The sequence below is a fragment of the Mucilaginibacter pankratovii genome (genome assembly GCF_014773265.1).
Lineage (GTDB): Bacteria > Bacteroidota > Bacteroidia > Sphingobacteriales > Sphingobacteriaceae > Mucilaginibacter > Mucilaginibacter pankratovii.
The window spans coordinates 622,419-634,220 of sequence record NZ_JACWMY010000001.1; the positions used below are offsets into that span (position 1 = coordinate 622,419).

The following is an 11,802-nucleotide window of genomic DNA, read 5'->3' on the forward strand; positions in this document are numbered from 1 at the left end:
GGTTTGACTGAATACTGTGATACCGCCGGTATTGGTTTATGCTTTCCCAGGCAGGTACACTTGTGCCGGATAACCCGGTGTTTTTAAGGTTCATGATAATTTGGTTTATGGAGCGCGATGATTAAAGCATCACCGGCTTCCTGGTTATTAATTGGTTGTTCGAAAATATTGCGGAAACAGGTGTTTTAATAACAAAATGAGCGTTTAGTGCCACTGGGAACGCTCCCAAATTTGGGAAGGCTCCCATTTACATTGTAATTACTTTACAGGTAAAATAAAATAACCAGTTAAGAATAAATACTTTACTTTGGGAACGCTCCCAAAGTTGGGAGCAAAAACTGCTTAGGTTTATATAAGTTGAAAAAACATCAAACTACCATTTTTGATATCGCTAAGGAACTAGGTATATCAAAATCTACCGTATCAAGAGCCTTAACCGGGCACCCCAGCGTGCATGAGCAAACGCGCGATAAAGTATTAAAATTGGCCAATCAGCTGGAATACCAGCGCAACATGTTCTCTATCGGGCTAATGAAAAAAGCCAGCCATACACTCGGCATTATCGTACCGGAGTTCTCGCGGTCGTTTTTTCCGCAGCTGATCATCGGGGCGCAGGAAAGGGCCAAAGAGGCCGGTTATAATCTTATCATCAGCCAAAGCGACGAAAGTTATGAAACTGAGGTTTCCAACGCGCAGGTAATGCTCACCCACCAGGTAGATGGCCTGCTGATATCCATCACCCGGGAAACCAACAATTTTGAACATCTGAAACTTTTTCAGCGGAAGGGTATTCCAATCGTTTTTTTTAACAGGGTGTGCGATGAAATGATTGTGCCAAAGGTAATTGTAGAAGACCAGGAAGGCGCCTTTGCCGCCGTTGAACATTTAATAGCCCGTGGCAAACGCCGCATTGCTCACCTATCGGGCCCGGAATCGTTAAGTATATGCAAACGGCGTAAGGCCGGGTACATGACAGCCCTGGCTAAACACCAGGTACCATTTGACGAGGATCTGCTGGTGCACTATGATCTGGCCATTAACAAAGTGAAGATTTACGTTAATTATTTTCTTAACCTGAAAGAACGGCCCGATGCTATTTTTTGCATTAACGACCCAACCGCTATTGAGGCGATCCGGTTAATTAAAGAAACTGGCTTACGCATCCCCGAAGATATTGCCATCATTGGCTTCAGTAACGATTTTGTATCCTCGCTTATCGAGCCTTCGCTAACTACGGTTGAGCAGCCTATAAAAGAAATGGGCAGAACGGCTACCCAGCTGTTGCTTGACCAAATAGACCGCGATGTGGCCGATTGGAAAGCTCCTACTGTTGTTCTAAAAACGAAATTAATTGTTCGTAATTCCAGCTAATAAGCCCTTAAAACATTACGGCCCATAAGGGGCCATAATATCAATGTTTAGGTATAAAAACTCGTTATTTTATAGCAGAATACTCCGCATAATCTGATTGTCCGTATTGGCTAAGCGTAGCAAGTTTAACTTGTATTGTTTTGGGGTTACCCTTGATCTTAAACTGATATTGATCAATCAGGCTGGAGGTTATTGTCTCGGTGTGCCAAATGCTTTCAAATGGAAGCTTGTATTGCAGTTGATACCCTATGGATTTTTTTACAGGTTCGAAAAAGATAACAGCATCGTTGTTATTCAAAATCACGCCCTGTATAAAGGGTTTCGCCGGCTTCATCCCGCCATCAGGCGTAACTGCCACCTCCGGCGACCAGTTATCATTTTGCTCATCGCGTTTCATCCGGTAATAATATTGCTTGCCATTGGTAAGGCCGCCTGTGTGGATGACGCCTTTTATAGTAGCCACTGTTTCTTTAGCATGAGTGTAATTGCCGGCCTTGTCGGTTACCTGTACCGTTATCTCCTTGTCTTTATATAATGTTTCAAACCCTGCAAAAAAGCCGCCATCTGCCGGCTCGGTATACTGTATAAAAGGCCGCAAAATGCTACCGCTTACTTTAATCGGCGGTAAAACGGTTAGGGTTTCGCCAGCGTTGTTTTGGCTAACCAAGCTCAGTTTTACCTCTTGCTGTTGTTTTAAACCGGGTATGTTCACATAGCTTAGAGAGGACAGCGGAGTCTCCATTTCTGCCCCATTATCAACCGCGTATCTTAACTTATAAGCTGAGGCCGATTTATTCTTTTCAAATAGCACCTTTATAAAATAGTTTTGATCGCCTGTTTTTACATACGGGTTAATGGTGCTGTATGCAGCTGTCACTTTTGTTGCTTGTGGCTTTTTTAAATATACGGTGGTATCGTACAGCGTATAATTTAAAGGCGAAACTATACTGACATTGGCCAATACCGCCCCACTGCCGGTTATTTGGCTACTCAGCAGCAAATCAATGGCCGCATCCCCCGGAACAATCGCAGGCAGTGCTTTGCTCCCCCCTCCCGTTATTCGCTGCTCATCGTCCAGCACTTTCCAAACAACCCGGTAATTATGTAATGGGTAAGCAGGTATATCTAAAACACCATGCGGCTTCAGCAATAATTTAGCAGTAAATTGCTTATCGCCGGCACTCAAGACCGCATTGCTTAATGTGATATCGGCAAAAGGCTTGTTCGCACTTCTATAAGAATAAAATGCATTCTTTTTTTGACGAAAAACATCCACTATCCCCCATGGGCGGTTCTGTGAAAATTCTTTAGTGCCGGTATAGTCGCTCCGGTAATCGTTAAACGTCCAGAGCGAGGCACCAATGAGGTACGGTTTCTGCGATATCGATTCCATCAAAGCCCTGATCGGAAAATCTGCCGACAAGTCTTCGTTCAATTGGTTATAACCAAACTCCGAGAAAAAAAGCGTGCTGTTGGGGTGCAACTGGTGTACTTTATCTGCGTAGCTGCCGCTTACGCCGTACCTGTTGATGAAGCCGAGATCCGAAAAAATTAACGGGTCTTTTTCCCGATCAGCGGTATGGCTTATCATTACATGCATGCGGGTAGTATCCAACGGGCGGGAATATTTAATTGCCGTTTCTACATAGTCCATTACATCGGCATTGCGGCCAATTTCGTTACCCACACTCCACCCCATTATACACGGATGATTAAAGTGATCGTTGATCATCCTTTTAAGCCAGGCGTTGGTAATTTCATTATCCTTCTTTACCAGATCGGTCTCGCCCCATACCGGAATTTCCTCTACAATTAAAATCCCCTTTTCATCAAGATAATCAAGCATTTCCTTAGGATACGGCACGTGCGACATGCGGGCCATGCCTGCGCCGAGGCTTTTCATGATATCAATATCTTCCTTTATCCTCCAAAGCGGCAGCGCATCGCCGTTAGTCCTGTCATCGGGCACCAGGTTAAAGCCAATCGGCCTTATCACTTCGCCATTTAATTTGAGTTGATGCTTTACGTTATCCAGTTCAATTTTCCGCAGGCCAAACCGGTCCTCCTGCTCGTCAACCGGGATGCCGTTCTTTGATATAATTACTTTGCAATTGTATAGCAATGGATCATCGAGGCTCCAAAGCTTTACTTCGCCTGCCGCTAATTGTGTTTTAAGGTTTAGTGTGTCCAGGTTATTGGCACCCAGTGTAGCCTTAAAAGGAATAGTTTTTATCAGTTTTTTTTGCTGATAGATCAAAACGCTTCCGCTTACCTTTTGCGCGGATGTTTCTTTATTATATATACCCAGGGCGAAATCAATATCAGCCGTATTCTTATCCAGGTTCACTTTTGGCGATATGTGGTTCTGTTTGATATATACCCGGTTATTGACCAGTAATTTAACCGGCCGCCTGATACCGCCCCAGTTCCATAAGGCGCCCACTTTAAAGCTATTATCTGCGCTAACTACTATCGTATTGCTTAGGCCATATTTTAAAAGTGCAGATACATCTTTTTCAAATTCGAGGTAGCCAAGGTTATTTGCAATTACAAATTGCCCGTTCACCCAAACTTTTACATCGGTGCTTACCCCTTCAAAATACAGCCTGATCAGCTTGCCTTTCAGTTGAGCCGGTATCATTATCGTTTTTTTATACCAGGCCTTACCCGTATAATTAGCATATTCATTTTTGGTATTCCAGTTTCCGGGAACAGTTAAAGCATCAGGGAATTTTACGTTATCGCTGGCAAACCACTGCTGCTTTTCACCCTCATTAGCGGGATCGGTTTTAAAGGCCCATTTTCCATTCAGCGAAATTTCCATGTTAATATCGGCGGCGGCCTTCCCTATTTGCGCATACTCTGTCTCCTTTGAAAAAACAACAGTGTGGTAAGCAGCGCACAATAAAAAAATGGACATTAAAAACTTCCCCATAGCGGTATGTTATATATTATAATTGGTGCCCAAAGCTATCCAGTAATAGCTGTTAAAGTACAGATTTTAGTCGCAAACCCATCGCGGGAACGCTCCCATTTTTGGGATGGTTCCCATGAACGTCATAAATACAATAGGGATTCCATAATTGGGCAGATCCGAACCAATTTATTGATCAAATACGCTTTTTAAGCCAATTTAAGCACTTTGATAAAAACGGAGAATGGGTAAGACTCGGACCATTTCCCCCTACGGTAATGGAAAGTGTACTCAAAAACATGGGGGCTCTGTTTAACGGGCTCACAAGCAGCTAACTCAGGGATTGAGTAGTATTGATTGGTAAGAGCAGGGATTGTTGAAACCCGGCTTACTACTTGGATTAAAGATTACCAATGATCATCAAGATAATAGAATATTTAAAACTTGTTCGTAAGTGTTTCAATGCCGTTGTTAGTTGATTTTCTACTGTCCGTTTTGAAATACCCAGTTTTTCTGATATTTCAGTAATTGATAAATTATCCCTGCGGCTCATATGATATATTTCGCGACACCTTTTAGGTAAAGTTTTTAGCAACGCGTCAACGGTTTCAGTGACATCCTTTTCGACAAGTGCCATTTCGCCCTGATTGCCTGCATAATGATGAATTTCGTTTTCAACATAATTGTAATCTTCAACGTATTGTAAAATCAATCCGGCAAGTGTCTGCTTTTTGCGTATACCGTGATAACTGGCAGCAGTAGTTACATAATTTTTAAATGAGTTGATCTTAAGCTGGTGTCGTTTATTCCAAATATTCAGAAAAATATCGTGGGCTATCTCCAAAGCAATCTCTTCATCTTTAACATACTTATTGGCAACACTATACACTTTAAACCAGTGACGTTCAAATAGTTGGTTAAACGCCTTCTCGTTGTCAAGTATGATAGCCTCAAATAGCTCTGAGTCTGTTACATTATTGCTTGGCATATAATTGGGTTCGATAAAGCTATGAATTATAACTTGTTTTAAACAAAATTTATTACTTCTGTAACTTTTCTGCTACGCAACTAAGCCTTTTAACGACCAACATCGCCGTAATTTTCTTGTTATCAACGTGCCGCCACACCGCATTGAGGCACTTGAAATGAAATAATTTCTTTTTTTATGTGTGTAACAATACGTCCAATGTATCTATATATTATATAAGCCCAATTATACACTTTCATTCAATTACATAATTTATGACTGAAGATCAATATCTGTCATTATGCGAAAAGTATTTAAAAGGAATAGCTACGCCTGAAGAAGAAATTTTGATCGAAGATTATCAGAATTCCCAAGGTCTGAATAGCAACTTATTGGGAGATGTAGGAGCAAATAATAAGGAACGCTTAAAAGCTATACTGCACAATCGGTTACAAGCCAGCGGCGTATTTCAACAGCAGGCGCCTGTTGTTAAAATACGCCGCTGGCCCTATGCTGCAGCCGCCGCCATACTTGTATTTATATCCGTTGGAATTTACCTGGTTGGCAATAAAACCAGTAGCCCTGCTCCTACGCTAAGTCAGCATACCAAGCCCGTAAAAAACGATATCCAGCCAGGAACAGAAAAAGCAATATTAACTTTAGCAAACGGAAGCACAATAACCCTCGATGATGCTCCAAATGGCGTAGTAAGTAAACAAGGGAATTTCGCCATATCAAAGTCGTCAAACGGCCTTATTATCAATGGCGGCAAGGGGGCGGATAATTTGCTGGCTGATAACGCTTTTAACACCATCACAATACCTCGTGGCGGCAAATACCATATTACCCTGTCGGATGGTACTAAAGTTTGGTTAAACTCCTCATCGGCATTAACATTCCCTGCTACTTTTGCAGGAACCGAAAGGATGGTTCGCGTAACAGGTGAAGCCTATTTCGAGGTTGCCAAAAACGACAAAATGCCGTTTAAAATAGACGTAAATGGCAAACAGGTTGTTGAAGTTATAGGAACGCATTTTAATATCAGCGCTTATACTGACGAAAATAACATTACCACCACCTTACTGGAAGGCTCGGTTAAAGTAACTTACAAGGACAAATCCACTTACATTGTCCCCGGTCAAATGGCGGTCAATAATTTCGGCCAGCGTATAATGGTAAAGCAGGCTGATCTGGAGGAAGTAATGGCATGGAAGAATGACAGCTTTATTTTTAACAATGAAAACATAACTTCCATTATGCGAAAAATATCGAGATGGTATGATGTGGATGTTGCCTATAAAGGCGATATGACCAGCATTAATTTCGATGGTAGCTATTCCCGCTCAAAAGGGTTGGCGAGCTTACTTAAAAACATTGAATTAGTAAATAAAGTCCGTTTTGTTACTGAAGAAAGGAGGGTAACGGTTATAGCAAAATAGTTACTACCTCTGCAAAAGTCAAAAACCGGGAGTGTTGAGACCACCCCCGGCGTTAATTAGCCTTGTAAGGTTAATTTGGACAAAACAATAATTAAATCGATTAACCAATTATTTAATCCTAAACAAATGTATAAAATTTTTACTGCACCATGGTGCGGGAAGATGCATCGTCGTATCCCTAAATTTCTCCTGATCATGAAACTTACCGTCATTATAATGATGCTTGCCTTTTTACAGGTAAGTGCTGTCAGCCTGGCACAGCATGTAAGTATAAATGTTAAAAAGGCATCTATAAGAGAGGTGCTTAACCAATTAACTAAACAAACCGGTTATGATTTTATTTGCGATGCAGATGTGATCAACACCACAAAACCGGTTACCATCAAAGCAACCAACGCTGAATTAAAAAAGGTGCTGGAAGATTGCTTCGGCGATGAAACCGTTGAGATTGTTACCGGCGATAGCAAAACCATTATCATCCGAAAGAAACTGTTATCAGTTAAACCAGCAACCGCTGTGATCACCATTACCGGTAAAGTTACCGATAGCAAAGGCCAGACACTACCAGGTGTGACTGTTACGGTTAAAGGCACCCAATTGGGTGTGATAACCAATAATGATGGCGCGTATACTTTAAAAGTGCCGGACGATAAAAGCGTACTGGTTTTCTCCTTTATTGGCATGGTATCCCAGGAGATTGTAGTTGGCAATAAAACTGTAATAGATATTGTTCTTGCCGATGCTCCTAAAACGCTGAGTGATGTAGTGGTTATTGGTTATGGTACACAATCTCGCGCAACGGTAACAGCCGCCATTGCCAAGGTAGATGGAAAAAACATCAGCAATCAGCCCGTAAGTACGCCCGGGGAAGCCCTCGCCGGCTTAGCGGCAGGCGTGCAGGTACAATCAGACCAGGGTTCAAAACCCGGTGCTGCACCAACTATCCGCATACGGGGTGTGAGCTCGTTAAGTTCATCTAACGATCCGCTTTACGTGGTTGATGGTTATCCGCTGGAAACCGCATCCAACTTTAACCTCATCAACCCCGGGGATATTGAATCGATAGAAGTATTAAAAGATGCTGCCTCGGCGGCTATCTACGGGTCGCGCGCTGCAAACGGAGTAGTACTGGTCACTACCAAAAGAGGGAAGGCAGGAAAAACCGTATTCTCTGTAAGTGCCTACACCGGCGTTCAGCAAGTAAACAGGTTCATCGACGTTTTAAATAAAGATCAATATGTGGATCAGGTTAAAAATATCAGCCGCATCAGAAATCTGGCGTACCCAAGCAGTTTGGACGGCGATATTTCCGCGCTGCCTGATGTCGACTGGCAAAAGGCCATTTTCAGAACGGCACCTTTAAGAAATTTTGAGTTGAATGCTTCCGGTGGCAGCGAAAAGGTTAGGTTTAGTGCATCGGCCGGTATTTACAAACAACAGGGCGTGCTGATCGGTACTGACTATACCCGTTATACTACCCGGTTAAATCTCGATGCCGACCTGGTAAAAAATTTAAAATTCGGCTTTTCCATTTCTCCATCGTATGCGGAGCAGTTTAAACAACCTTCATCCGGGCAGGCAAGCGGTGCGGGTGCCAACCCTGCCGATTTCTTGATAGGCGTACCGGGGCTGGTTGCTGATCTAAACTTGCCAAGCCCGCTTAACCAGGCTTTAACATTCCAGCCAATTGTGCCGGTTTATAAAGCCAACGGCGATTTTCAACAACCGTATGACCGCGGTCTGGGTTTCAACCTGTCTCCTACCGCAGTATTCTCTGCCAGCAACTTTTACAACCCGGTTGGTATATTAGCGCAGTCTATCAACCGTTCGAGGGCATTCCGCACACTGAGCAATACGTTCTTAGAGTACAGCCCCATTCGTGATCTGAAATTAAAGACCTACTTAGGTGCCACCCTCGAAAACGAGCAGGTTCACGCTTATGTGCCTGGAACCATGGCCTACAGCCTGGCCCCTACAGCTTCGGCATCAACGCCACAACTGGCGGGTATTTTTGCTTCGGATAACGCCCGTACCAGTTTCGACTGGGTTTGGGAAAATACCGCCACCTACGATAAACAGATCGGCAAACATCATTTTAATTTGTTGGGCCTGTTTTCTGCACAGAGATATAATTCACAGATCAACTATACTGCCGGCTTGCCGGGCACTTTTATCACCACAGCCGTTGAAAGCCCACTGGCTTCGCCAAATACGGTGGGTACGGAGTTATTTGATGCCAATACCTTTGTATCGTATGCAGGCCGTATCACTTACGATTACAGTAAAAAATATTTGTTTACCGCTGCTGTACGCCAGGACGGTTCATCCCGTTTCGGCCCCAATAACCGATATGCGGTATTCCCTTCTTTCTCGGCAGGCTGGCGCGTAGGCGAAGAACCATTCGTGAAACCATTTTTGGAAAAACTAAAGATAAACGAGCTGAAATTAAGAGGCGGTTATGGCCGTACGGGTAATGCCAACATCGGCAGTTTTACTTATGTTAACGCCATTGCGCTTAACAGAAACTATGCTTCGGGAAGTAACCGGATATTTGGTTCTCAGCAATTAGGTTTCGCCAACCCGGACCTGACCTGGGAAAAGAATGATCAGACCAGTGTCGGTATCGATATCAGCTTCTTAAACAGCGCCATCACCATCACCGCTGACTATTTCCGTCGTACCTCTAACGGTATGCTGTTAAACAAAGCGCTACCGCTTACTGTGGGATATGCATTAAATTCAAGTTACCAGGCGAACCTGGGTAAGTTGAGCAACAACGGTTTAGAGTTTAATGTAAACACCGCTTTTAACTTAGGTAAAATACGCTGGACTGCAAATGCCAATCTATCAACCTACAGAACAAAGGTTTTAGACCTTGGCGGCCCGTCGGCATTGCCCGCAGTGGCGGCAATGAACGGCTGGAACAACGTTTATCAGGTTCAGGTGGGGCAGCCTCTGGGCTTGATGTATGGTTACGTGGTAACCGGCGTATTTAAAAATGCAGCCGATCTGGCCAACAACCCAAAAGCCGTAACTGGCAACGTAGTGGGCGACTGGATGATCAAAGATCAAAACAGCGACGGTGTGATTACTGCCGCCGATCGTACGGTATTAGGTCACGGTTTACCCGACTTCACTTATGGCTTAACCAACAGCTTCCAGTACAAAAACTTTGATCTAAGTATTTTAGTGCAGGGCGTACATGGCGTTAATGTCATCAATGGAAATAACAGGCAAACTATTACCGGTAATAATAACCAGAACTCCCGCAGCATTTACTATCAGAATTATTTCGACCCGGCTCAGCCAAACAGGGATGTTAAGTTCCCGATACCGGCTTCCGGCGGTTTTGTAAATCCGGGTAACGCCTTAGTTGACTTCGATGTAGAGAACGGTTCGTACTTAAGAGTTCGTAACATTACGCTGGGTTACCGCATATCCGATAAACTGTTGACCAAGATGTTCATCAAATCGGCACGTTTCTATGCAACCGCGCAAAACCCCTTCCTTGTTACCAAATACTCTGGTTACAATCCCGAAGCAAATATTATGGGTGGCAACCCAGTAACACCTGGTGTTGACCAGGGTACCTATCCTACAGCCCGCACAATTATCGTAGGTGTAAATTTTGGATTCTAATTGTTTTAACCCGAAGATCATGAAATTTAAAAAACTAATCATAAGCAGCCTATCCGTAATTACACTGATGGCTGCGTTACCTGCCTGTAAAAAGTCGTTTATAGATCTTACCCCGCAGGGCATAGTTCCGGTAAGTACTTATTACAATACCGAGATCGATATAAAATCAGCGCTTACAGGAGCCTACAGCAGTCTGAGGCCGATTTATAACGACCAATATGGATTTGGCGAGGTTCCATCTGATAACACCGAAACGTACAGTGAAAGTGAAGTATCTTACGGCGAACAGGATAAACTGACCTGGGCTGCCACATCAACCAATCTTCAAAACGCTTATAGCCGGTTCTATGCAACCATTGCCTATGCAAACATCGTTTTAGGGCATGTGAATACTCCGGTGATGACCCAGACAAACCGCGACAGCTATACAGCTCAGGCTAAGTTCCTAAGAGCGTTAATGTACTTTAATCTGGTACGTATGTTTGGCGGTGTTCCCCTGGTGTTAACAGAAATAACCTCCGAAGAGCAAGCTTACACTTACAATAGGGCTACCGCAGCGGCGGTTTATGCACAGATAGAAAAAGACCTGACAGAAGCAGCAGCTGTACTACCAGCATCATATACAGGTACCGACATTGGCCGGGCAACCAGCATTGCTGCCAACGCTCTGCTGGGTAAAGTATATATGTTCCAAAACAAGTTCCCGCAAGCCGAATCGATCCTGGCAACGGTTTCTGCGACTGCAGGGACGCTGATTCCTTACGATCAGGTATTTGGCCTTGGAAAAGATAACAATAAAGACATCATCTTCTCCGTACAATACCTTGGCGGCGGATTTGGTGAAGGCAATACCTTTGCCCGTGGTTTCGTGCCGCAGCCATCGGGAACAACTATTACCGCATCTGTTACAGGCAATAGCAATAACATTGGCACGGCCGATCTTTACAAAGCCTTCGAACCAGGAGACAGCCGTTTGAACACATCGATAGGTATATTCACTTCGGGAACCTTCGTATATTATTACGCCAAAAAGTTTATTTATTCAAGTGTTACGGGCGTAAGTGAGGGAGATAATGATTGGCCGGTTCTGCGTTATGGTGATATTATTTTGCTTTATGCGGAGGCGCTTAACGAAAACGGTAAAACAAATGAGGCATTAACACAGCTTAACCTGGTGCGGAACAGGGCAAACCTGGGTCCAAAATCCGGACTTTCTCAAGCAGATGCCCGCACGGCAATCCGAAACGAAAGGCGCGTAGAACTTTGTTTTGAGGCCGAAAGATGGTTCGACCTGATACGGTGGAATACCTACGTGCAGGTAATGACCGCTTTCAAGGCAAATAACAAGTCTGCTAATGGAACCATTGGGAACGTAACCGCAACTTTAAATTTATTCCCTATTCCACTAAGAGAAATTCAGTTGAATCCTAAGTTGACGCAAAACCCCGGATATTAAACAATACAGCCTGCCA

Annotated in this window: 6 protein-coding genes; 4 read left to right on the forward strand and 2 right to left on the reverse strand. The window is 43.7% G+C overall.

Annotated elements, in window-relative coordinates:
* Positions 1–357: 357 nt before the first annotated feature.
* A complete protein-coding gene (locus IDJ77_RS02485; RefSeq protein WP_191187338.1) occupies positions 358–1,371 on the forward strand; it encodes a LacI family DNA-binding transcriptional regulator in 1,014 nt (337 codons plus the stop codon).
* Between the two features lie 64 nt (positions 1,372–1,435).
* On the opposite strand, the gene IDJ77_RS02490 is transcribed toward IDJ77_RS02485, so the two are convergent.
* Together IDJ77_RS02490 and IDJ77_RS02495 are read right to left on the reverse strand one after the other, a co-directional pair.
* Positions 1,436–4,306: a glycoside hydrolase family 2 protein gene (locus tag IDJ77_RS02490; RefSeq protein ID WP_191187339.1), complete on the reverse strand. Its 2,871-nt coding sequence runs from the start codon at positions 4,304–4,306 to the stop codon at positions 1,436–1,438.
* Positions 4,307–4,685: 379 nt separating this feature from the next.
* Positions 4,686–5,273, reverse strand: coding sequence for an RNA polymerase sigma factor (locus tag IDJ77_RS02495; RefSeq protein WP_191187340.1), 588 nt, complete (start codon positions 5,271–5,273; stop codon positions 4,686–4,688).
* A 254-nt stretch (positions 5,274–5,527) separates the two neighbouring features.
* On the opposite strand from IDJ77_RS02495, the gene IDJ77_RS02500 reads away from it, so the two are divergent.
* The 3 genes from IDJ77_RS02500 to IDJ77_RS02510 all read left to right on the forward strand — a co-directional run bounded on the left by IDJ77_RS02500 (position 5,528) and on the right by IDJ77_RS02510 (position 11,786).
* Positions 5,528–6,691, forward strand: coding sequence for a FecR family protein (locus tag IDJ77_RS02500; protein WP_191187341.1), 1,164 nt, complete (start codon positions 5,528–5,530; stop codon positions 6,689–6,691).
* Between the two features lie 219 nt (positions 6,692–6,910).
* Positions 6,911–10,330, forward strand: a complete 3,420-nt coding sequence (locus IDJ77_RS02505; RefSeq protein ID WP_394368022.1) for a SusC/RagA family TonB-linked outer membrane protein — start codon at positions 6,911–6,913, stop codon at positions 10,328–10,330.
* 19 nt (positions 10,331–10,349) lie between these two features.
* A complete protein-coding gene (locus tag IDJ77_RS02510) occupies positions 10,350–11,786 on the forward strand; it encodes a RagB/SusD family nutrient uptake outer membrane protein (protein ID WP_191187343.1) in 1,437 nt (478 codons plus the stop codon).
* Positions 11,787–11,802 lie beyond the last annotated feature (16 nt).

Coding starts and splice junctions, on each gene's coding strand:
- IDJ77_RS02490 (WP_191187339.1), bottom strand. CDS start 4,306: ATGGGGAAGTTTTTAATGTCCATTTTTTTATTGTGCGCTGCTTACCAC.
- IDJ77_RS02510 (WP_191187343.1), top strand. CDS start 10,350: ATGAAATTTAAAAAACTAATCATAAGCAGCCTATCCGTAATTACACTG.
- IDJ77_RS02505 (WP_394368022.1), top strand. CDS start 6,911: ATGCTTGCCTTTTTACAGGTAAGTGCTGTCAGCCTGGCACAGCATGTA.
- IDJ77_RS02495 (WP_191187340.1), bottom strand. CDS start 5,273: ATGCCAAGCAATAATGTAACAGACTCAGAGCTATTTGAGGCTATCATA.
- IDJ77_RS02500 (WP_191187341.1), top strand. CDS start 5,528: ATGACTGAAGATCAATATCTGTCATTATGCGAAAAGTATTTAAAAGGA.